The sequence below is a fragment of the Streptomyces sp. SID5910 genome (genome assembly GCF_009862125.1).
In the GTDB taxonomy this organism is placed as follows: Bacteria; Actinomycetota; Actinomycetes; order Streptomycetales; family Streptomycetaceae; genus Streptomyces.
Genome location: NZ_WWHX01000826.1, coordinates 1 through 22,235 on the forward strand (window position 1 = coordinate 1; position 22,235 = coordinate 22,235).

Consider the following 22,235-nt stretch of genomic DNA (forward strand, 5'->3'; position numbering starts at 1 on the left):
CCCCCGCTCCCGCGACCAGCCGGGCCGCCCGTTCCACCGCCCAGCCCTTGACGATGCCCGTCGGATCGAGCCGCCCCCGGTACGACGGACTGAACCAGCCCTCGCTCACCCGCTCCGCCCGCGCCGCCAGCTCCAGCACCTCCGCGACCTCGGGCGCGCACTGCGCGAGGGACAGCTCGCCGCACGCCAGCCGGGACACCTGGCTGTCCTCCCGATAGGTGCTGAACACCTCGTCCACCCGGTGCAGCCCGGCGACCGCCTCGTCCAGCGCCCGCCGTACGAGCGCCGGATCCCCGCCGCGGACGTCGAGGGAGAAGACGGTCCCCATCGTCTCTACCACCCGGCGCACCGCGGCGGGAGCCTGTGCGGGCTCGGCTCCGCTGTCAGCCACCGGCCCGGTCCAGCGCCGACTGGAGCGACTTCCGGTACCCGGCGCTGGTGTAGGTCGCCCCGGAGACGGCGTCGATGTCGGCGCTGCCGGCCGTGATCGCCGCCTGGTTGAGCTTGGGCACCGCGTCGGCGGTGACCCGGTCGCTCTGCCCGCCCTGGGGTGCCCGGACGGCCTCGGCCGCGGTGATCCGGCCGCCGCTGACGGTGACCCGGACCTGTACCGGGCCGTACTGCGTGTCGGCCACGTCGCCGGTGACCGTACCGGCGCCCGCGCCCCGCCCGCCCTGCGGCGACTGCGCGGCCACGGGTGGCGCCGCGCCGCCCGCCGCCGCGGCGGCACCCGGGTCGGACGCCGGTTTCAGCGACAGCAGCAGCACGATCCCGGACACGGTCGCGGCACCGGCGAGCACGGCACGCCGCACGGGGTGGCTCTTCCTCATCTCCGCTGAGCTCCTGACATCCGTCGCTCACATCGCGAACGACTCGTGGTGGATACGGCGGGCGGGGACTCCCGCGCCGCGCAGTGCCTCGTACACCGACTGGGCGAAACCGGGCGGCCCGCACAGGAAGACGTCGTGGCGGTCGACGTCGGGGATCTTGCGGCTCAGGGTCTCCGCGGAGATGTCCGGCCGTTCCCCGTCCGGGCTGTTGACCGCGTACATCAGCCGCGCCCCGCGCTCCTCGGCGATCCTGGACAGCTCGTCCCACAGCGCCAGATCCTGCGTGCTGTTGGCCCGGTAGAGCAGCGTGATGTCACCGGACGCGCCGGGCAGCGTCTCGAACAGCGCCCGCATCGGGGTGATCCCGACCCCGCCCGCGACCAGCAGGACCTTGCCGCGGCTGCGGCGCTGGGCGGTCAGGGCGCCGTACGGGCCCTCCGCCCAGACCCGGGTGCCGGGCGTCAGCTCGCGCAGCCGGGCGCTGTGGTCGCCGATCGCCTTCACGGTGATCCGCAGCATGTCCGGACGCGGCGCCGCCGACAGCGAGTACGGGTGGGAGCTGAACCGCATGCCCGGCGCCAGGAACCGCCAGCGGAAGAACTGACCGGCCTCCGCGCCCATCCGGTGCAGCCGGCGCCCGCCGATCAGCACCGACACGATCCCGGGCGTCTCCTCGATCACCGCCTCGACCCGCAGCCGGTGCCGCAGGTTGAGGCGCAGCGGGGTCAGGACGCGGTACCAGAGCACGAGCGCGCTCACCGTCCCGTACAGGGCGTACCAGACGGTCCCGGCGACCGGCTCGACGGCGAAGTCGTTGCCGGTGGCCAGCTGGTGCCAGAAGGTCAGGAACACGGCCGCGTAGGTGAGCAGGTGCACGTGGTACCAGACGTCGTACGGGATCCGGCGGCGCACCGGGCCGGCGGAGAGCAGCCCGATGAGCAGGAACAGGGCGGTGCCGGTGGCGGCCTTGCCCAGGTCCGGCAGCTGGTTCACGGAGTCGACCGTCTGCGCGACGATGTCGCCGAGGCCCTTGCCGGCCTGGGCTGCGTACCCCCACATGATCAGGAAGACGTGTGCGAGGACCAGGCAGAGCGTGTAGCGGCCGGTCATGGCGTGCCAGCGGGCCACCCGGTCGGAGCCCACCCGCCGCTCCAGCGCGGGCACCCGGGCCATCTGGAGCACCACCAGCGCCATCAGGTACCCGGCGAGCAGCCCGGTGATCCGGCCCGCGTTGAGGATCCTCCCGGTGTCGTCGGTGATGGCGGGCGTGTTGCGCCACCACAGCCACAACACGCCCGCCGCGCCCGCCCACACGGCGAGCAGCAGGGGGACGGCCGGGGAACGGCGCGGGCGGATGCGCCGCATCGTCTGGCGGCGGGCGGCGCGGCCGCCGGCGAGCGTGGTGGTCACGGTGCCTCCGTCGGGATCTGACCCTTGGCCCACAGATACGCACCGCCGCGCCCGGATGTTCAGCCCGCGCGGCTCCTCAGTAGCGGGTCACCGCGGTCGCCCCGCCCGAGGTGCCGATCGCGAGGTGCGGCCGGGCCCCCGGGCGCGCCCACCGCAGGATCCGGCGCATCGCGTCCGCCGGCACCGACACGCACCCGGCCGTCGCCCCGCGCCCGTTGACGTGCAGGAAGATGCCCGCGCCGCGTCCGCGCACCGGGCGGTGGTAGTTGAAGCCGACGACCAGGGCGTGCGCGTACTGCGCCGGGTAGGTGATCAGGTGCTCGGCCTCGCCGGCGCGGCAGTCGGCGGGGCGGGGTTCGGTCCAGCGGTTGTAGGCGCGGGAGGCGACGTCCTGGCACCACCAGGAGTCCTGGCGCACCGGACGGTAGGGGTACGCCGTCCCGGGCGGCGCGCCCTGGATGCCGAAGGCGTACGGCAGGTCGTACAGGCCGGTCGGGGTGGTGTTCGTGCCCTGGGTGCGCGTCGCCCCGTCCGCGAGCCCCTTCGCCCCGAACCGGGCGGGCGCCGAACCGGCCTTCACCCAGCGGCCGCCCCTGCGGTCCCACCAGGTGACGGTGCCCGTGGTCGAGCCGGTGCCGGGGGCGACGGCGGTGACCAACTGGGTGCCGCCGCCGGTGTCCGCCATCCGGGCGGGCAGCGGCCGGGGCGCCGGCCCGGGGGCGGGCGCGGCGCCCAGGACGAGGGCGGACAGGGCGGTCAGGGCGGCAACGGCACCGGGGCGCATGGCTCAGACCGTAGACGGGGGCAGCGGCAACGGCAGCCCGGGAAGGCCGTCCAGGCTCGTCGCGATGTGCTCCTTCTTGGTGAAGCACGCGTTGAGGGAGTCGTCGTCCTCCCGCGCGAACCGCCTGGCGTGCAGATCGCGGTCGTTCTCGTAGGCCATGAAGGGGACGCCGTATCCGCAGGTGTCGCGGACGAGTTCGGCGGTCACGACGATGACGGCGCGCAGTCCGTGCGTGCTCGGGTCGATGTCGGGGAAGTGGGTCAGCAGTTCCGGGAAGCGCGGGTCGTCGCGGAAGACCGGCTCGCCGCGCCCGTGCACCCGGACGATGTTCGGCGGGCCCTGGAAGGCGCACCACATGAGGGTGATCCGCCCGTTCTCCCGCAGATGGGCGATGGTCTCGGCGTTGGATCCGGCGAAGTCGAGGTAGGCCACGGTGTGTTCGTCGAGCACGGCGAAGGAGCCCGTGAGTCCCTTGGGGGAGAGGTTGACCGTCCCGTCGCCCGTCAGGGGCGCGGTGGCGGTGAAGAAGACGGGCTGTGCCTCGATGAACGTGCGGAGGCGGCCGTCTATGCGTTCATAGGTCTTTCCCATGTCTAACGATTATGGGGTGGCGGGGCCGTCCCGTCTCCCCCGTTTTCGCTACTGCGAGATTGACGAATCATGCAGACCTCTGCATACTCATGCACAGCAGCGATCGCACGGTGAGGAGCGACACAAGTGAGCAGCAACAACGGTGACGTACGGCTCTGGGGCGGCCGTTTCGCCGACGGTCCCGCCGAGGCCCTGGCGAAGCTGTCCGCGTCCGTCCACTTCGACTGGCGGCTCGCCCCCTACGACATCGCCGGCTCGCGTGCCCACGCGCGCGTGCTGCACGCGGCGGGCCTCCTCACCGAGGACGAGCTGACCCGGATGATCGCCGGGCTCGACCTGCTGGAGGCGGACGTCGCCGACGGCTCCTTCACCGGCACCATCGCCGACGAGGACGTCCACACGGCCCTGGAGCGCGGCCTGCTGGAGCGCCTCGGCCCCGACCTCGGCGGCAAGCTGCGCGCCGGCCGGTCCCGCAACGACCAGGTCGCCACCCTCTTCCGGATGTACCTGCGCGACCACGCCCGCACGGTCGGCGGCCTGATCGCCGACCTCCAGGACGCCCTGATCGGCCTCGCCGAGGCCCACCCGGACGTGGCGATGCCCGGCCGCACCCACCTCCAGCACGCCCAGCCCGTGCTCTTCGCCCACCACGTCCTCGCCCACGTCCAGGCGCTGTCCCGGGACGCGGAGCGGCTGCGCCAGTGGGACGAGCGGACGGCCGTCTCGCCCTACGGCTCGGGCGCGCTCGCGGGCAGCAGCCTCGGCCTCGACCCGGAGGCGGTCGCCCGCGACCTCGGCTTCGAGCACGGCAGCGCCGGCAACTCCATCGACGGAACGGCGTCCCGGGACTTCGTCGCCGAGTTCGCCTTCATCACCGCGATGATCGGTGTCAACGTCTCCCGCATCGCCGAGGAGATCATCATCTGGAACACGAAGGAGTTCTCCTTCGTGACCCTGCACGACGCCTTCTCCACCGGGTCGTCGATCATGCCGCAGAAGAAGAACCCGGACATCGCCGAGCTGGCCCGCGGCAAGTCCGGCCGCCTCATCGGCAACCTGACCGGCCTGATGGCCACCCTCAAGGCCCTCCCGCTCGCGTACAACCGCGACCTCCAGGAGGACAAGGAGCCGGTCTTCGACTCCATCGACCAGCTGGAGGTCCTGCTCCCCGCCTTCACCGGCATGATGGCCACCCTCACCGTGCACCGCGAGCGCATGGAGGAGCTGGCCCCGGCCGGGTTCTCGCTCGCCACCGACATCGCCGAGTGGCTGGTCAAGCAGGGCGTGCCGTTCCGGGTCGCGCACGAGGTGGCCGGCGAGTGCGTGAAGGCCGCCGAGGCCGAGGGCAAGGAGCTGGACGAGCTGACGGACGAGCAGTTCGCGAAGATCTCCGCGCATCTGACGCCCGAGGTCCGCTCGGTGCTCAACGTCCCCGGCGCCCTCGCCTCCCGCAACGGCCGCGGCGGCACGGCCCCCAGCGCGGTCGCCGTACAGCTCGCCGAGATGAAGGCCGACGTGGCCGGCCAGCACAAGTGGGCCGAGGCGAAGAAGCAGGCCTGAGCAAAGCGCCCGGAAGGGGCGCGGGGAACTGCGCGACGAGCCCCGACGGCCCCGCACCCGCCGGCGTACCACCGGGACCGAGTCCTGAGGCGCCAAGGGACGCGGGGAACTGCGCGACGAGCCCCAACGGTCCCGCACTCGCCGCCGCACCGGAGGAACCGAGTCCTGAGGCGAAGGTCGTCAGGGGTTACGTTGGTCGAAGCCGTACCGGAGCCGACCGAACGGAGCCCTCGATGCCCTTCGCCCGTCTCGCCGCCGCGACGACGCCCACCTGCCACATGGGCCTGGGCCTCGCCGCCGTCGGCCGCCCCGGCTACATCAACCTCGGCAGAGACCGCGACCTCGGAGAGGACCGCGGCGTCGAGCGGATGCGCGAACGCACCCACGACCTCCTCGACGCCGCCTACGCGCAGGGCGTCCGCTACTTCGACGCGGCCCGCTCCTACGGCCGCTCGGAGGAGTTCCTCGCCGGCTGGCTCCGGGAGCGGCCCGAGGCCGACGACGTCGTCGTCGGCAGCAAGTGGGGCTACACCTACACCGCCGACTGGTCCGCCGACGCCGAGCAGCACGAGGTCAAGGACCACGGCCTCGCCACCTACGAGCGCCAGCGCGCCGAGACCGACGCCCTCCTCGGCGACCGGCTCGACCTCTACCAGATCCACTCCCTCACCCCCGACAGCCCGGCCCTCACCGACGCGAAGCTGCACGCCGAGCTCGCGGAGGCCGCCGGCCGGGGCGTCACCGTCGGCTTCTCCACCAGCGGCCCCGCCCAGGCCGACACCATCCGCGCCGCGCTCGCCGTGACCGTCGACGGCGAGCCCCTCTTCCGTACCGTCCAGTCCACGTACAACGCGCTGGAGACCTCCGCCGGGCCCGCGCTGGCCGAGGCGCACGACGCCGGGCTCACGGTGATCGTCAAGGAGGGCATGGCCAACGGCCGCCTCGCCGAACCGCACGCGCCGGCCGCCCTGAAGGCGGTGGCCGAGGAGACGACCCTGGGCTGCGACGCGGTCGCCCTCGCGCTCGTCCTGCGGCAGCCCTGGGCCGGCGTGGTCCTCTCCGGCGCCGCGACCGTCGGCCAGCTCGGCTCGAACCTGCACGCCGCCGTCGTCGACCTCGACGACGACCAGGTGACGCGCCTCGCCGGCCTCGCCGAGGAGCCGGGCGCCTACTGGGAGCGGCGCGGACAGCTGCCCTGGCACTGACCGGCCACCGCCCGAGTGACACCTCCGGCAGCCCCCCTGGGCACCCGGTGGTGAGTCACACACGCCCATGGTGAGACATCAACGTCTCACATGGGTTACCGTTGTCTCATGGCCGTCGATCGAGAACAGGTACTGCGCAGCGCCGCCGCCCTGCTGACCCGCAGAGCCACCGCGACCATGGACGAGGTCGCGCGGGCCGCCGGGATCAGCCGGGCCACGCTGCACCGGCACTTCGCCGGGCGCGACGCCCTCGTCCGCGCCCTGGAGGCGCTCGGTATCGCCGAGTGCGAGGCGGCCCTGGACGCGGCCCGCCCGCTCGACGGGCCCGCCGCGGACGCGGTGCGCCGGCTCGTGCGGGAGATGGAACCCGCGGCCGGCCTGCTCGCCTTCCTCTACACGGAGAACCAGCTCTTCGAGGGCGAGCAGCAGAACGAGGGCTGGGCCCGCATCGACGCCCGGCTCACCGAGCTGTTCCGCCGGGGCTAGGAGAGCGGCGAGTTCCGCATCGACCTCACCCCGGTCTGGCTCACCGAGGCGCTCTACGGCCTGCTGGCCTCCGGCGCCTGGGCGGTGACCGAGGGCCGCGTGGCCCGCAACGACTTCACCCATATGACCGTCGAGCTGCTGCTCGGCGGCGCACTTCGGAGAGAGTGAACCATGACCCGCACCCTGCAGTCGGCACAGCCGCCCGAGGCGGTGAAGCGCCCCGGCCGCTGGCTCGCGCTGTCCGTCCTCGTGCTGGCCGTACTGCTGGTGGCCGTCGACGCGACCGTCCTCGGTCTCGCGACCCCCTACATCAGCGAGGACCTCGCGCCTTCCGGCACCCAGCTGCTGTGGATCGGCGACGTCTACTCGTTCGTCATCGCCGGTCTGCTGGTCTCCATGGGCAGCCTCGGCGACCGCATCGGCCGCAAACGGATCCTGCTCGTCGGCGCCACGGCGTTCGGCCTGATCTCGGTCCTCAACGCCTACGCCTCCACGCCCGAGCTGATGATCGTCGCCCGGGCCCTGCTCGGCGTCGCGGGCGCCACCCTGATGCCCGCCACCCTCGCCCTGATCCGCAACCTCTTCCACGACCCGCGCGAGCGCAGCCTCGCCGTCGGCATCTGGGGCGCCACCGCCTCCGCGGGCACGGCCGTCGGCCCCATCGTGGGCGGCTTCCTGCTGGAGCACTTCTGGTGGGGCTCGGTCTTCCTGATCAACCTGCCCGTGATGGTCGTCCTGGTCCTCGTCGGCATCAAGCTGCTGCCCGAGTCCCGCAACCCCGACCCGGGCCCGTGGGACCTGGCCAGCGTCGTCCTCTCCCTGGTCGGCATGGTCGGTGTCGTGTACGCCGTCAAGGAGACCGCCGCGCACGGCTTCGGGTGGGCCACGCTCGCCGTGGGCCTGCTGGGCGCCGCCGCGCTGTACGGCTTCGTCCGCCGCCAGCTGACCATGCCGGTCCCGCTGCTCGACATGCGGCTGTTCCGCAGCCGCGGCTTCAGCGGCGCCGTGCTGGCCGACCTGCTGACCATCCTCGGCCTGTCCGGGCTGGTGTTCTTCCTGTCGCAGTACCTGCAACTCGTGCAGGGCAGGCGTCCGTTCGAGGCGGGCCTCGCCGAACTGCCCGCCGCGATCGGCGCGGTGGTGGCCGGCCTGATCGCGGGCCGCGTCGCCCGGCGCTTCTCGGTGCGTGCCGTGGTCTCCGGCGGGCTAGCCGCCGTCGGTCTCGCGCTCGCCGCGCTGACCGTCATCGACCAGCACACCGGCTATCCGCTGCTCGGCGCGGCCCTGCTGGTGGTCGGTGTCGGCGCCGGGTTCTCGTTCACCGTCACCGCCGACGTGATCCTCTCCAGCGTCCCCAAGGAGCAGGCGGGCGCCGCCTCGGCGGTCTCCGAGACGGCGTACGAGCTCGGCGCCGCCCTCGGCATCGCCCTGCTCGGCTCGATCGTGACCGGCGTCTACCGGGACTTCACCGGCCCGGCGGGCACCCCGGCCGCCGCCCACGAGTCGCTGGGCGGCGCGGTGGAGGCCGCCTCCGAACTGCCCGCGCACACGGCCGCGGCGCTGCTGGACGCCGCCCGCCAGTCCTTCGTCGACGGACTGACGCTCGCCTCGGGCATCGGCGCGGCGGTACTGCTGGCAGCGGCCGGCGCGGCCTGGTTCCTGCTGCGCGGCCAGCGGCTGGAGGACGGGGTCGAGCACCCGTAGCCGTACGGAAGCCGTACGTACGGACACGCGCCGAGGGCGGGTCACCATCCGGTGGCCCGCCCTCGGCGCGTGTGTTCCGTGCGGTGTTACGCCGCCTTCGCCTTGCTGGCGTACATGTCCACGTACTCCTGGCCGGACAGCCGCATGACCTCGGTCATCACGGAGTCGGTCACGGCCCGCAGGACGTAGCGGTCGCGGTCCATGCCCTCGTAGCGGGAGAACTCCATCGGCTCGCCGAAGCGCACCGTGACCTTGCCCGGCCGGGGCAGGCCCGCGCCGCCCGGCTGGAGCTTGTCGGTGCCGATCACCGCGAACGGGACGACGGGGGCGCCGGTCATCAGGGTGAGCCGCGCGATGCCCGTCCGGCCGCGGTAGAGGCGGCCGTCGGGGGAGCGGGTGCCCTCCGGGTAGATGCCGAAGACGTTGCCCTGCTCCAGGATGCGGCGGCCGGTCATCAGCGCCGCGACCCCGCCCCGGCCGCCGTCCCGGTCGACCGGGACCATGCCGACACCGGTGAAGAACCAGGCCATCAGCCGGCCCTTGAGGCCCTTGCCGGTGACGTACTCGTCCTTGCCGATGAAGAAGACCTGCCGGTCGCAGGTCAGAGGCATGATCACCGAGTCGATGAAGGTGAGGTGGTTGCCGGCCAGGATCACCGGACCGTCGCCCGGGATGTTCTCCACGCCCTCCACCCGGGTACGGAACATCAGGCGCATGATCGGACCGAGCACTGCCTTGATGAACACGAAGCGGGACAACGGGTCCTCCGGTGTCGGGGATGCGGTATGAGTCTGTGCAGGTGAGGACATTACTCGCGGCCCAGGGGGTCGCGCACGTCGGGTTCACCGAGGTCTTACCTGGTGTTGACGCGTGTTCACCTGCGGTGCCGGGGTGTTGCACGGCCGTAACGCGGACGGCGGGGTGTGAGGCAACTCGCGTCCGCGGGGACCGGCGTCCGTGCTCCCGGGCCGCGACACGACCTGGGCGTGGGCACCGCCCGGATCGAAGCACGCGGGACGCGCGGACCACGTGAGGCGCGCCGTCCGGGCCGCGCCGCCGACCCCTTCTCCGCGGCCACGGGTCCCGTCGGGCACCGCCACGGCGAGCCGCGGCCACCCACCGCGTACCCCGGACGCGCACCCCCAAGCCGATGCGACGTCAGACATCGCGCCCCAGCCGCCCCTCCGCTCCCGCCCGACATCCCGGGCCACCCGCGTGTTCCGCGCGCGGTCTCCCGCTCGTCATGTACGCGCCCCTACGATCGGCCCGCAGCGACGGCCAACGGCGGGAGGTCCCCATGGGAACGCAGGGTGCGCAGGGAACGCAGGAACCGGTCGAGCGGGCGGGCGGCACCGGACGGCGGGCGCTCCTCGGCGCGGCCGTGCTGGGCGGCGGAGCCGTTCTGGGCCTGTCCGGCACGGCGAGAGCCGCCGACACCCGGCACCGCGGCGGTCAGGGCGGCCAGGGCGGGCTGAAGGGCCTGCCGGTCCCCACCGTCATCGGCCACCGCGGCGCCAGCGGCTACCGCCCCGAACACACCCTCGGCTCCTACGAGCTGGCCCTGGACATGGGCGCCGACATCGTCGAGGCCGGCGACCTGGTCCCCACCAAGGACGGCCACCTCGTCTGCCGGCACGAGCCGGAGATCGGCGGCACCACCGACGTCGCCGACCACCCCGAGTTCGCCGGCCGCAAGCGCACCAAGCTGCTCGACGGCGTCTCCACCACCGGCTGGTTCACCGAGGACTTCACCCTCGCCGAGCTCAAGACGCTCCGCGCCACCGAGCGCATCCCGGCCAACCGCCCGCACAACACCCTCTACGACGGGCGCTGGGAGATCCCCACCTTCGAAGAGGTGCTCCGCTGGCAGGACGAGCAGACCCGCAGGCGCGGCAAGCAGGTCTGGATCTATCCCGAGATCAAGCACCCCACCTACTTCCGCAAACTGGGCCTGGCCACGGAGGAGCGCCTCGCCCGGCTCCTGCGCAGGCACGGCAAGGACGGGAAGAACGCGCCCGTCATCATCCAGTCCTTCGAGCCGACCAGCATCCAGCGGATGAACAAGCTCGTCGGCAACCCCCTCGCCGTCCTGCTGTCCGGCGCGAACAGCCGCCCCTGGGACTTCGTCGAGACCGGCGACCCCCGCACGACCGCCGACCTCGTCACGCCCGCCGGCCTGAAGGAGATCGCCTCCTACGCCCAGGGCATCGGCCCCACCCTGGACCTGATCATCCCGAAGGACTCCGCCGGGCGCCTCACCGAACCGACGACGCTCGTCCGCGACGCGCACCGCGCGGGCCTGATCCTGCACCCCTACACCATGCGCAACGAGAACCCCTTCCTGCCCGCGGAGTTCCGCAAGGGCTCGGACCCCGACGCCTACGGCGACGCCTTCGGGGCCTTCCACACGTACTTCGCCACCGGCATCGACGGCGTCTTCACCGACAACCCGGACACCGGCGTGCTGGCCCGCGAGGACTTCGTCAACCGCTGAGCCGCACCCACCGGTTGGGGTGACGTCCGGCCGCCCGGGCAACCGCCGTCCGGGCGGCCGCGTCGCACTGCATATGACGCACGACCTGGTCACCACCCTGCGCCCCCTCCTCGCCGCGGAGGTCTCGGCCGAGGCATATGCCACCGGCGCCGAGCCCGGAGACCTGGAGCAGGCGGTGTGGCTGCGCCTGCTGGAACGCCTGGAGGCCGACGGCCCGCCGCACGACCCCCACCGCTGGCTGCGCAGCGCCGTCCGCACCGAGGCCCGCCGCGCCCGCCGCACCGCCCGCGCCGAGCGGCCGTACGAGAGCGAACCCGCCGACGCCGCCGAACGCCGGCCCGAGCAACTCGCCCTGACCGCGGCCCGCCACCGCGCCCTGCGCGACGCCGTGCGCCGGCTGCCCGGCCGCTGCCCCCGGCTGATGGAGGCCCTGCTGTCCCCGAAGGACCTCACATACCGGGAGATCGCGGGGGAGTTGGGTATCTCACAGGGCAGTCTTGGGCCGGAACGCTCCAGATGTCTGGGATGTCTTCGGCGATTGCTGACGCCGGAGGTTGCGGCCCGCTGAGGACGGGGATAGGAGTGGGGGACCACAGGTGATCAGGTGAGCGGGAGGCATGCGCACATGGGCATGAGCGTGACCATCTCGGCGGCGACCGAGCAGGATGCCGAGCAGATCTTCCGGCTTCAGTACCTCTGCTTCCAGAGCGAGGCGGCGCTGTACGGCAACTACCGCATCGACCCCCTCGTCCAGACCCTCGACTCCGTGCGCGACGAGGTCGCCGGCGACTGCGTCTTCGTGGCGCGGCTCGGCGACGAGGTCGTCGGCTCGGTCCGCGGCCGGGTGACCGAGGACGGCGCAGCCTCCATCGGCAAGCTCTGCGTCCACCCCCGCCTCCAGGGCCACGGCATCGGCGCCCGCCTGCTGCGGGCCGCGGAGTCCGCCCTCGCCGGGGAGCGCGGCGCCAAGCGCTTCCGTCTGCACACCGGCCACCGCAGCGAGAGCAACCTGCGCCTGTACCGGCGGGTCGGCTACGAGACGGTGGGGACGGCCGAGGGCGCGGACGGCGTCATGATGATCATCCTGGAGAAGCCGGCGGGGGCGTACGCGACGACGGCGTGAGCCGCGGGCACGCCCCGGCTGACCGGCGGTCTCAGGCGGCGTCCCCGTGCGGGGCGCCCCTGCGCAGCCAGTACAGCGCGGACAGCGGCAGCAGTACCGGGATGAAGACGTAGCCCATCCCGAAGTCGGACCACACGGTCGTGTCGGCGAACAGCGACGGCTCGGCCATCGTCCACGTCCCCACGGCCAGCACACCCACCAGCTCGGCGGCGCAGCACACCAGCGCCGCCCTGCGGGCCGTCTCCCCGCCGCGCACCAGGGTGTACGTGATGAAGCCGTAGACGACACCGGCGACGGCCGACAGCGTGTAGGCGAGCGGAGCCCGGTCGAAGTCCGTGGCGATCTGGTACGCGGACCGCGACACGGCACCGACGACCATCACCCCGTACAGCCACACCAGCAGGATCCCCGGCCCGGCGATCAGCCGGGTGCGGGCCGGCTTCTCCTCGGTCGCCGTCATCTCAGCCTCCCCAGATGTCATACAGCCGCACTTCCAGGACGGCGAGGACCACACCGCCGGCGGCCACCGTCACCGAACCCCAGCGGGTGCGCTCGGCCAGCGACATGAACCCCGCCGCCGGGACACACGCGAAGGCGCCCAGCAGATACGCCACGAAGATCGTCGTGCCCTGCTCCGGCTTCTCGCCCCGCGCCAGCTGCACGATCCCGACCACCAGCTGGATCAGCGCCAGCACCGAGACCGCGGCCATGCCGATGAAGTGCCAGTCCTTCGTCGGCTGGTCACGGTAGGCCGCCCAGCCGCACCAGGCGGCGAGCAGCAGCGCGGCGACTCCGGTCACCAGCGTCAGGACGTCAAACATGGCAGCGACCCTATTACGCCCGAAAAGGCCCGCCGCGCGCGGGCCCCGCCCGGGACGGCCGACCGCGCCGCCCGCATGACCACCGTGGCGTTGGCCACAACCACCCGGCCGCCGACCTCGACGCCGGCCTCGTGGCCGCTGACCTCCCGGCCCTGTCCCTACTGGTCACCGGCGGCGGGACCGAGGTCTCCGCCCGGCACCGAGCCGCGGCCCCGAATGACCGGCCACCGTCCACCGCTGTCCACCATCCGGACAGCGGTGTCCGCTCGCAAGCGCCGGTCTGCTTTACTGATCGCATGAGCACCACGAGCGACCGCACCCCTGCGACCGAGGCGACGACGACGCCCGGTGCTCGTTGTATGTGCCGAATGTGCGCCTTCTAGAGGGCCCCCGCACCATCTGAGCCTCGCGCCCCGAAGCGAGTGCCGGCTCGTGCCACGCCGCCGCGCCCCGCGCACGCGGCCGAGCCACGCCCCGCGCACGTTCTCCCCGGTCCACCGCCACCGCGCACCGCCGCCACGAGAACCGTGCCGCGTTCCGAAGGTCCCCCGAGAACCCCGAAGAACAACGCCCCCGTGCCCGGCGCCCACACCCGCGCCGCGCACTCGACAGTGACGGAAACCCACGTGATCACCACATCGGGCCTCACGAAGGTCTATCGGTCGCACCGCTCCCGCGGCCGCGAGGTCACCGCCCTGGACGGCGTCGACCTGCACGTCCGCGAGGGCGAGGTGTTCGGCGTCATCGGCCAGTCCGGCGCCGGCAAGTCCTCGCTCATCCGCTGCGTCAACCTCCTGGAGCGCCCCACCTCCGGCACGGTCACCGTCGCCGGCCAGGACCTCACCGCGCTCGCCGGGCGCGGCCCCCGCGCCGGCCGGGAACTGCGGCAGGCGCGCAGCCGTATCGGCATGGTGTTCCAGCACTTCAACCTGCTGTCCACGCGGACCGTGCAGGACAACGTCGAGCTGCCCCTGGAGATCCTCGGCAGGTCCGGGAAGGAACGTTCCCGCAAGGCGCTGGAACTGCTCGACCTGGTCGGCCTCGCCGACAAGGCCAGGTCCTACCCCGCCCAGCTCTCCGGCGGCCAGAAGCAGCGCGTCGGCATCGCCCGCGCCCTGGCCGGCGACCCCAAGGTCCTGCTCTCCGACGAGGCCACCAGCGCGCTCGACCCGGAGACCACCCGCTCCATCCTCCAGCTGCTGCGCGACCTCAACCGCGAGCTCGGCCTGACCGTCCTGCTCATCACCCACGAGATGGACGTAGTCAAGCGCGTCTGCGACTCGGCCGCCCTCATGGACCGGGGCCGCATCGTCGAGTCCGGCACCGTCGGCGAGCTGCTGGCCACCCCCGGGTCCGAGCTGGCCTCCGCCCTCTTCCCGGTCGGCGGCGAGGCGTCGGCGGACGACCGCACCGTCCTCGACGTCACCTTCCACGGCGAGGCCGCCACCCAGCCCGTCATCTCCCAGCTGTCCCGCACCTACAACATCGACATATCGATCCTCGGCGCCGCCATCGACACCGTCGGCGGCCTCCAGATCGGCCGGATGCGCATCGAACTCCCCGGCCGCTACGAGGACAACGTCGTGCCCGTCGGCTTCCTGCGCGAACAGGGCCTCCAGATCGACGTGGTGAACGAGACGCCGGACACGCCGGCCCCGTCGGCTTCGCTGGTGAAGGAAGGTGCCAAGTGACCTGGTCCGAGATGCAGCCCCTGCTGGAGCAGGCCTCCTGGGAGACCCTGATCATGGTCGGCTGGTCCACCCTGATCGCCGTGGCCGCGGGCCTCCCGCTCGGCGTCCTCCTCGTCCTCACCGACCGGGGCGGCCTGCTCCAGAACGTCGTGGTCAACAAGGTCATCGGCCAGATCGTGAACATCGGCCGCTCGATGCCGTTCATCATCCTCATGGTCGCGCTGATGAGCTTCACCCGCTGGATCACCGGCACCACCATCGGCAGCGAGGCCGCGATCGTGCCGCTCGCCATCGGCGGCATCCCCTTCTTCGCGCGACTCGTCGAGACGGCCGTCCGCGAGGTCGACGGAGGGCTGGTCGAGGCCGTCCAGTCCATGGGCGGCAACACCTGGACCATCGTCCGCAAGGTCCTGGTCCCCGAGGCGCTCCCGTCGCTGATCGCCGGCACCACGACCACGGTCATCGCCCTCATCGGCTACTCGGCCATGGCCGGCACCGTCGGCGGCGGCGGCCTCGGCGACCTCGCCGTCCGCTACGGCTACCAGCGCTTCGAGCCCACCTTCATGTGGATCACCGTCGCGCTCCTCGCCGTCGCCATCTCGCTCATCCAGTTCGCCGGCGACTACGCGGCCCGCACCGTGCACCGCCGCGGCGGACGCGGAGGCGCCGCGCCCCGGCTCCGGCTGCTCAAGGCCAAGGAGCCCGCGGCCGCCGACGTCGGCAAGGTCGCCTGACACACCCGGCCCGACACACCCCCGAAGACTCCCCGTACGTACCGGAGACGGGGTCGCACCACCTCAGGAAAGGCACTTTTCGTGCGTAACACCGCCAAGATCACCACCGCCGTCCTCGCCGCCGGAGCCCTCACCCTCGGGCTCTCCGCCTGCGGCTCGGACAAGGACGCCGCCTCCGACACCTCCGGCCCGCTCGTCGTCGCCGCCAGCCCGACCCCGCACGCCGAGATCCTCAACTTCGTCAAGGACAACCTGGCGAAGAAGGCGGGCCTCGACCTCGAGGTCAAGGAGGTCTCCGACTACGTCACGCCGAACACCTCGACGGAGGACGGCTCGGTCGGCGCCAACTTCTTCCAGACCAAGCCGTACCTCGACGACTTCAACCAGAAGCGCGGCACCCACATCGTGCCCGTCGTCGACGTGCACCTGGAGCCCCTCGGCCTCTACTCCCACAAGGTCAAGAAGGCCGACGAGCTGAAGAGCGGTGCGACCGTCGCCGTCCCCAACGACACCGTCAACGAGGGCCGCGCGCTCCAGCTGCTCGCGGCCAACGGGATCATCACCCTGAAGGACGGCGTCGGCACCTCCGCGACCCCCTCGGACATCACCAAGAACCCGAAGAACCTCAAGTTCAAGGAGCTGGAGGCGGCCCAGACCCCCCGCGCCCTGGACGACGTGGACGCGGCCGTGGTCAACGGCAACTACGCCATCGGCGCCGACCTGAAGCCCGCCAAGGACGCCCTCGTCCTGGAGACCGCCGAGAACAACCCCAACAACAACCTGCTCGCCGTCAAGGAGGGCCAGGAGAACGACCCGCGCGTCAAGAAGCTCGCGAAGCTCCTCACCTCGCCCGAGGTGAAGAAGTTCATCGAGGACAAGTACGCCGGCGCCGTGCTCCCCTCCTTCTGATCACCCGGCCCCCGGCCGCACCAGGGGTCCGCTCCGCGCGGGAGCGGACCCCGTCGTGCGGCCGAGTGCTTTCATGCTGCATGCTGGGCAGTTCAGCAGGTCCTGACAGTCACACAGGTTACGGAGCGGCGCATGACGAGCACCTTCCCCAACATCTCCATCAGCACGGAGCGGTTGGTGCTGCGCCCCCTCGACGAGGACGACGTCCCCTCCCTCGCGGCGATGATGAACGACGAGCAGGTCGCCGCGTGGACCGACGTCCCGCAGCCCTTCACCGAACAGGGCGCCCGCACCTGGATCACCGAGTACGCCCCCGCCGAACGCACCGCCGGCCGCGGACTCGACCTCGCCGTCACCGAGTTCCTCACCCAGCGGCTCGTCGGCATCGTCCAGCTGACCAAGACCAACTGGCACGTACGGTCCACCGAGCTGTCGTACATCGTCGCCCCCTGGGCCCGCGGCGAGGGCTACGCCTCCGAGGCCGCGCTCGCCACCGCCCAGTGGCTCTTCGGCGACCAGAAGTTCGAGCGCGTCGAGCTGCGCACCGCCGCCGACAACACCGCCTCCCAGCAGGTCGCCCAGAAGATCGGCTGCATCAGCGAGGGCGTCCTGCGCAACGCCTGCATAGCGCGCATGCGCACCGACGACGGCACCTGGACCGACGTACGCACCGACTTCATCGTGTGGAGCCTGCTGCCCGAGGACATCGAGGGCGCGGCCGGGCAGCTGGCCGACAGCGACGGTTTCACCACCTTCACCGACTGGAACTGACCTGGGGGACGGCGGCGCCACCCCCACGCCCCAGGCAGCACCAGGTACCCTCACGGAGCCCGCCCACGAGCGGAATCCGCGACCACCACCTGCGAAGACCCCTGGAGACTGACGACGATGGCCGACCGGGTCACGGTGATCGGCTGGGACGGTTCGCCGCTGACCGCCGCGGCACGCGCAGCCCTCGGCGCCGCCACCCTGGTGGCCGGCGCCGCACACCACCTCGCCCTGCCCGAGGTGCCGCCCGCCGCCGAACGCATCCGCCTCGGCAGCGTCGCCCTCGCCGCCCGCCGCATCGCCGCCCACCGGGGCACGGCGGTCGTCCTCGCCGACGGCGACCCCGGCTTCTTCGGCGTCGTACGCACCCTGCGGGCCCCCGAGTTCGGCCTGGAGGTCGAGGTCGACCCGGCCGTCTCCTCCGTCGCCGCCGCCTTCGCCCGCGCCGGCATGCCCTGGGACGACGCCCACGTGGTCGTCGCCCACCCCCGTACGCTGCGACGCGCGGTGAACGTATGCCGCGCCCACACCAAGGTCGCGGTCCTCACCTCCCCGGGCGCCGGCCCCGCCGAACTCGGCCTCCTCATGGAGGGCATCCACCGCACCTTCGTCATCTGCGAGGAACTCGGCACCGCCCGCGAGCAGGTCACCGTCGTCACCTCCGACAAGGCCGCCGACCACACCTGGCGCGACCCCAACGTCGTCATCGTCGTCGGCGGGGCCACCGGACCGGGCGGCCCCTCCGACGGGAGCGCCTGGATCGCCGGCCGCGACCCCGCCGGCGGACCGCGCGGCTGGTCGCTGCCCGCCGAGGCCTACGGCGGCGAACTCGGCGAGGGCGAGACCGAGCTGCTGCGCACGGCCCAGCTCGCCCGGCTCGGACCGCGCCTCGGCGACCTCGTCTGGGACATCGGCTGCGGCAGCGGCGCCTTCGCCACCGAGGCCGCGCGCGGCGGCGCCGCCGTCATCGCCGTCGACCGCGACCGCGACGCCTGCGCCCGCACCGAGGCCACCGCACGGCACTTCGGCGTCCAGCTCCAGACCGTGCACGGCACCGCCCCGCACGTCCTGGAGAACCTGCCCGAACCGGACGTCGTCCGCGTCGGCGGCGGGGGAGCGGCCGTCGTCTCCGCGGTCGCCGACCGCCGCCCGCAGCGCATCGTCGCCCACGCGGCGACCCGCGACGCCGCCGAACTCGTGGGCAGGGACCTGTCGGAGCACGGCTACCGCGTCGAGTGCGCCCTGCTCCAGTCCGTCGGACTCGACACCCGCGCCTGGACGGAGACGGAGCGGAGCGTCGCGTTCCTGCTCAGCGGGGTATTGCCCGACCGCGCCCCGTGATCGGATCGTCGTACCGCGCGAGGTAGGCTGGCGGATTGTTGTACCGCGCTGGGACACCGGACGCTTCATCGTCCAATGTCCTGAAAACCCGCCAGTTTTGGGTGGTGTGTGGTACGGCAGAACCGGAGGACGCGCAACGTGGCGCAGTCCACAGCGGGCCGTCGCGGATCAAGCTGTCGTGACGGGGGAACGACCGCGACAATGCCACTCAATGGCTTTGTCGTCTTTTCCGGCGGGTCGTTCGTGCCGCTGGGCACGCACGCTCGTTCTTCACTACGGGGCGGTCGGTGCGCCGTCCCGGGTGAGCTGGTCGTAGAAGCACTAACCGATGGGCGAGGGGTTACGCATGACCGACACCGGCCAGATCCCGGGCGAGGGGCTGCCGGAGAACGCAGGCATGGTGGAGCAGCCGGGCGTCCCCGCACCCGGCGCGTACACCTACCTCTCCGAGACCACCGCCGAGGACGAGGACCTCCTGCTGCTTCCTGGCGCCCAGAGCGCCTGGGGCAACGAGGTCGCCCCGCCCGCGCCGGAGCCCGTCGTCGAGACCGTGCACCAGCCGGGCCCGCACGAGATGTCCGGCCGCGACAGCGGTTCGGTCGACCTCGGCGGCGTCCGTCTGCCGGAACCGGCCGCGCAGCCCGTGGCCGCGCCGGCCCCGCAGCGCCGGCCCCTGCACCTCGGCCCGCCGATCCCCGACACCTCCGCCAGCCCCGTCCGCTCCCTCGCCGACCGGGGCCCCGCCGACGTGCCGATGCGGCACGCCGGCCCGCCGACCGCGGGCCCCGAGTACCTCGACGTCCCGGGGACCGCGGCGATGCCTCCGCAGGGGGCGGCGCCCTGGGGCGCGCAGGCGGCCCCGCCGAGCGCCGGGGCGGCCCCTGCGGAAACGGTTGTTCCGGTACCGGAACAGCGTTCCGAGCCGGTGGGTGCGGCCCAGGCACTCGTCACCCGCGTGGCGACGGAGGCCGTGGCGGCGACGGGCAGCGCCCCGGCACCGGGGGAGACCGGTGCGGCCCCGGCCGCGGGCGCCGGTGAGCCTGGAGTTGAGGCGGACGTGCAGGCGGCAATGCCGGGGGGTGTGCCTGAGGTTGAGGGGGCCTCCGAGGTCGACGGTGCGTTCGAGGCCGACGGCGTCGCCGGGGCTGACGGTGACACCGGGGCCGGTGAGGTGCCGGGGGAGACCCCCGCGCAGCAGCCGGCGGCGCCCGAGGCTGCGCCGGCCGCGGAGGCGGTTGCGCCGGAGGCTGCGCCGTCCCCTGAAGTGACTGCGCCCGAGGCCGCGTCGGCTGCGGAGGCGGTCGTGACCGAGTCGGAGCCGTCCGTGGAGGCGCCCGCGTTCGAGCCGGCCTTCGAGCAGTTGGTTGCTCCTGAGTCCGTGCCGGTCACCGAGGTTCCCGACGCCCAGGCCGTGCCGGGTCCGGAGGCCGACCAGGCCGCCGCCGCGCCGGATGCCGGCGTCGAGCAACCCGGTGTGTCCGAGTCCGCTGCCGGGACAGTGGCGCCGGGTGAGGACGTACCGGCGCCCACGTCCGAGTCCGCGCCGGTGGCCGAGACCCCCGTGGCCGACCCCGCCTCGGCTCCTGAGGCCGTCGCTCAGTCCGAGCCCGTTCCTGAGCCCGCGCCCGCTGTCGAGACGCCCGCGCCCGAGTCCACGCAGGCTCCGGATGCGGTCGTCCCCGAGCCCGAGCAGGCACCTGAACCGGTCGCTGCCGAGCCCGTGCCGGGTCCGGAGGCCGAGCAAGCAGCTGGCGTGACGTCCGCGCCGGATGCCGAGCAGGCCACCGCCGTGACGTCCGCACCGGATGCCGGCGCCGAGCAGCCGAGCGCGGCCGAGCCCGCTGCCGGGATAGTGGCGCCGGGTGAGGACGTACCGGCCCCCGAGGCGCCCGCGTCCGAGCCCACGCCCGCCGCCGAGGCGCCCGCGCCCGCCCCGGAGTCCTCCGAGCCGCCCGTGACGGACGAAGCCGAGGCGACCGTAGAGCCCACGGAGGCCCCCGCGCCCCAGCCTTTCCCGGCCGTGGACCAGACCCCGTCCGCCGAGCCGACCCCGACCGACGCCCAGCCCGTGGCGGCCGACCCGACCCCGCCGGCCGAGCCCGGTGTACCGGCAGAACCCGGTGTCCCGTCTGAGCCCGGTGTACCGGCCGAGCCCGGCGTTCCGGCCGAGCCCGGCGTTCCGGCAGAGCCCACCATCCCTGCAGAGCCCACCACCCCCGCCGAGCCGACCCCCGCCACCGAGCCCGTCCCCCCGGCCGGGCCGGCCGCCGAAGCCGAGCCCGCCCCCGCCCCCGCGCCGCACCCCCAGCCGGCCGGCGCCGTCGTCCAGGAGGCCGAGGAGGTCGTCGCCGTGCAGGAGCACCCCGCGCAGCCCCACCCGGAGGCCCCGCAGCCCGCCCAGGGCCCCCAGTCCCTGCCGGACACCGACGCGGCGGCCCACCCCGGAGGCCCGGCCGAGTCCACGGCGCCCCACCCGGCCCGGCCCGTGGGCCGGTTCGTGCCGGTCGACGGCGGCCAGGTGCCCACTACCCCGCACCTCGCCCCCACCCCGCCGGAGGCCCTCGTCCTCCCCGCCGAGGCCCAGGACGCCGTGCCCGCCCCGCGCGAGGCCGACGCCGGACTCGTACAGAACGCCGACGACCTGGACACCCGGGACGCCGGACAGGAAGACCAGGAAGACCCGCACGTGAGCACGGCCGCAGAGGCAGACGTACGACAGCCCGCCGGCCCGGCCGCACCCGCCTACGACGACGCCGAACGCGAGGCCGTCCTCAAGGTCATGCGGGAACGCCGGGACATCCGCAACGGCTTCCGCGGCGACCCCATCCCGCACGAGGTGCTGCTCCGCGTCCTGGAGGCCGCCCACACCGCGCCCTCCGTCGGCCACTCGCAGCCCTGGGACTTCGTCGTCATCCGCTCCGCCGACACGCGGCGCGCGATGCACGAACTGGCGATGCGCCAGCGCGACGCGTACGCGAAGTCCCTCCCCAAGGGCCGGGCCAAGCAGTTCAAGGAACTGAAGATCGAGGCCATCCTCGACACCCCGGTCAACATCGTCGTCACCGCCGACCCCACCCGCGGCGGCCGCCACACCCTGGGCCGGCACACCCAGCCGCAGATGGCCCCGTACTCCTCCGCGCTCGCCGTCGAGAACCTGTGGCTCGCCGCCCGCGCCGAGGGCCTCGGCGTCGGCTGGGTCAGCTTCTTCGACGAGCGCGAGATGGTCCGCGCCCTCGGTCTGCCCGAGCACCTGGAGGTCGTCGCCTACCTGTGCGTCGGGTACGTCGACGAGTTCCCGGACGAGCCCGAGCTGATGCAGGCCGGCTGGTCCAAGCGCCGCCCGCTGTCGTGGGTCGTCCACGAGGAGACGTACGGCCGCCGCGCCCTGCCCGGCGAGGCCCCGCACGACCTGCTCGCGGAGACCGTCGCGCAGATCCGCCCGCTGGACGCCAAGGCGCTCGGCGAGGCCTGGGAGCGGCAGAAGCGCATGACCAAGCCGGCCGGCGCGCTCGGCATGCTGGAGATCATCTCCGCGCAGCTGTCCGGGCTGTCCCGCCAGTGTCCGCCGCCGATCCCGGAGCCCGCGGCCGTCGCCGTCTTCGCCGGTGACCACGGAGTGCACGCCCAGGGCGTCACGCCGTGGCCCCAGGAGGTCACCGCCCAGATGGTGGCCAACTTCCTGGGCGGGGGAGCGGTCTGCAACGCCTTCGCCACCCAGGTCGGCGCCGAGGTCTGCGTCGTGGACGTCGGTGTCGCCGCCGACCTGCCCGCCACCCCCGGTCTA

At 73.2% G+C, this 22,235-nt stretch carries 19 protein-coding genes and 2 pseudogenes; 13 read left to right on the plus strand and 8 right to left on the minus strand.

Going from position 1 to position 22,235, the window contains the following annotated elements:
* The 5 genes from GTW67_RS28980 to GTW67_RS29000 form a co-directional block, all read right to left on the minus strand.
* The coding region (locus tag GTW67_RS28980; RefSeq protein ID WP_346010770.1) for an FAD:protein FMN transferase at positions 1 to 391 on the minus strand (391 nt) is incomplete at its 3' end.
* Entirely contained in the window at positions 384 to 830 is a 447-nt protein-coding gene (locus GTW67_RS28985; protein WP_161167711.1) for an FMN-binding protein, read from the minus strand. The genes GTW67_RS28980 and GTW67_RS28985, both read right to left, overlap by 8 nt.
* A 27-nt stretch (positions 831 to 857) precedes the next feature.
* Positions 858 to 2,240 (minus strand): ferric reductase-like transmembrane domain-containing protein, encoded by a 1,383-nt coding sequence (locus GTW67_RS28990; protein WP_161167712.1) that lies wholly within the window; start codon positions 2,238 to 2,240, stop codon positions 858 to 860.
* Positions 2,241 to 2,316: 76 nt separating this feature from the next.
* Entirely contained in the window at positions 2,317 to 3,024 is a 708-nt protein-coding gene (locus GTW67_RS28995) for a L,D-transpeptidase family protein (protein WP_161167713.1), read from the minus strand.
* Between the two features lie 3 nt (positions 3,025 to 3,027).
* A complete protein-coding gene (locus GTW67_RS29000) occupies positions 3,028 to 3,615 on the minus strand; it encodes a pyridoxamine 5'-phosphate oxidase family protein (RefSeq protein ID WP_161167714.1) in 588 nt (195 codons plus the stop codon).
* A 126-nt stretch (positions 3,616 to 3,741) separates the two neighbouring features.
* Here GTW67_RS29000 and argH point away from each other — a divergent pair, with 126 nt between their 5' ends.
* The 4 genes and pseudogenes from argH (at position 3,742) to GTW67_RS29020 (ending at position 8,570) form a co-directional block, all read left to right on the plus strand.
* The gene (gene argH, locus GTW67_RS29005) at positions 3,742 to 5,175 is read left to right on the plus strand and encodes an argininosuccinate lyase (protein ID WP_161167715.1); all 1,434 of its coding nucleotides are present in this window, start codon (positions 3,742 to 3,744) and stop codon (positions 5,173 to 5,175) included.
* A 233-nt stretch (positions 5,176 to 5,408) separates the two neighbouring features.
* Positions 5,409 to 6,380 carry an aldo/keto reductase gene (locus GTW67_RS29010; RefSeq protein WP_161167716.1) on the plus strand — a complete coding sequence of 324 codons (972 nt, stop codon included), beginning with the start codon at positions 5,409 to 5,411 and terminating at the stop codon, positions 6,378 to 6,380.
* A 108-nt stretch (positions 6,381 to 6,488) separates the two neighbouring features.
* A pseudogene (locus tag GTW67_RS29015) lies at positions 6,489 to 7,034 on the plus strand (TetR/AcrR family transcriptional regulator).
* Positions 7,035 to 7,037: 3 nt separating this feature from the next.
* Positions 7,038 to 8,570, plus strand: coding sequence for an MFS transporter (locus GTW67_RS29020; RefSeq protein WP_161167717.1), 1,533 nt, complete (start codon positions 7,038 to 7,040; stop codon positions 8,568 to 8,570).
* Between the two features lie 86 nt (positions 8,571 to 8,656).
* Here the strand turns inward: GTW67_RS29020 and GTW67_RS29025 are convergent.
* Positions 8,657 to 9,350, minus strand: a pseudogene (locus GTW67_RS29025) (lysophospholipid acyltransferase family protein); the annotation flags it as partial.
* A gap of 517 nt (positions 9,351 to 9,867) precedes the next feature.
* On the opposite strand from GTW67_RS29025, the gene GTW67_RS29030 reads away from it, so the two are divergent.
* From GTW67_RS29030 to GTW67_RS29040, 3 genes are all read left to right on the plus strand, one after another.
* A complete protein-coding gene (locus GTW67_RS29030; RefSeq protein WP_161167719.1) occupies positions 9,868 to 11,064 on the plus strand; it encodes a glycerophosphodiester phosphodiesterase in 1,197 nt (398 codons plus the stop codon).
* 73 nt (positions 11,065 to 11,137) lie between these two features.
* Positions 11,138 to 11,632 carry a sigma-70 family RNA polymerase sigma factor gene (locus tag GTW67_RS29035; RefSeq protein WP_161167720.1) on the plus strand — a complete coding sequence of 165 codons (495 nt, stop codon included), beginning with the start codon at positions 11,138 to 11,140 and terminating at the stop codon, positions 11,630 to 11,632.
* A 57-nt stretch (positions 11,633 to 11,689) separates the two neighbouring features.
* The gene (locus GTW67_RS29040) at positions 11,690 to 12,187 is read left to right on the plus strand and encodes a GNAT family N-acetyltransferase (protein WP_161167730.1); all 498 of its coding nucleotides are present in this window, start codon (positions 11,690 to 11,692) and stop codon (positions 12,185 to 12,187) included.
* Between the two features lie 31 nt (positions 12,188 to 12,218).
* On the opposite strand, the gene GTW67_RS29045 is transcribed toward GTW67_RS29040, so the two are convergent.
* On the minus strand, positions 12,219 to 12,647 hold the full coding sequence (locus GTW67_RS29045) for a hypothetical protein (RefSeq protein WP_161167721.1): 429 nt from the start codon (positions 12,645 to 12,647) through the stop codon (positions 12,219 to 12,221).
* A 1-nt stretch (position 12,648) separates the two neighbouring features.
* Positions 12,649 to 13,008 carry a hypothetical protein gene (locus GTW67_RS29050; protein WP_161167722.1) on the minus strand — a complete coding sequence of 120 codons (360 nt, stop codon included), beginning with the start codon at positions 13,006 to 13,008 and terminating at the stop codon, positions 12,649 to 12,651.
* 626 nt (positions 13,009 to 13,634) lie between these two features.
* Between GTW67_RS29050 and GTW67_RS29055 the strand changes: the two genes are divergently transcribed.
* The 6 genes from GTW67_RS29055 to bluB all read left to right on the plus strand — a co-directional run.
* Positions 13,635 to 14,699 carry an ATP-binding cassette domain-containing protein gene (locus GTW67_RS29055; RefSeq protein WP_161167723.1) on the plus strand — a complete coding sequence of 355 codons (1,065 nt, stop codon included), beginning with the start codon at positions 13,635 to 13,637 and terminating at the stop codon, positions 14,697 to 14,699.
* A complete protein-coding gene (locus GTW67_RS29060; protein WP_161167724.1) occupies positions 14,696 to 15,433 on the plus strand; it encodes a methionine ABC transporter permease MetI in 738 nt (245 codons plus the stop codon). Before GTW67_RS29055 ends, GTW67_RS29060 begins: the two co-directional genes overlap by 4 nt.
* Positions 15,434 to 15,514: 81 nt before the next feature.
* Positions 15,515 to 16,342 carry a MetQ/NlpA family ABC transporter substrate-binding protein gene (locus GTW67_RS29065; protein WP_161167725.1) on the plus strand — a complete coding sequence of 276 codons (828 nt, stop codon included), beginning with the start codon at positions 15,515 to 15,517 and terminating at the stop codon, positions 16,340 to 16,342.
* 132 nt (positions 16,343 to 16,474) lie between these two features.
* Positions 16,475 to 17,113, plus strand: a complete 639-nt coding sequence (locus tag GTW67_RS29070; protein ID WP_161167726.1) for a GNAT family N-acetyltransferase — start codon at positions 16,475 to 16,477, stop codon at positions 17,111 to 17,113.
* A gap of 117 nt (positions 17,114 to 17,230) precedes the next feature.
* Positions 17,231 to 18,451, plus strand: coding sequence for a precorrin-6y C5,15-methyltransferase (decarboxylating) subunit CbiE (gene cbiE / locus GTW67_RS29075; RefSeq protein WP_161167727.1), 1,221 nt, complete (start codon positions 17,231 to 17,233; stop codon positions 18,449 to 18,451).
* A 346-nt stretch (positions 18,452 to 18,797) separates the two neighbouring features.
* Positions 18,798 to 22,235, plus strand: a 3,438-nt coding sequence (gene bluB / locus GTW67_RS29080; protein ID WP_161167728.1) for a 5,6-dimethylbenzimidazole synthase, incomplete at its 3' end; no start/stop codon positions are given.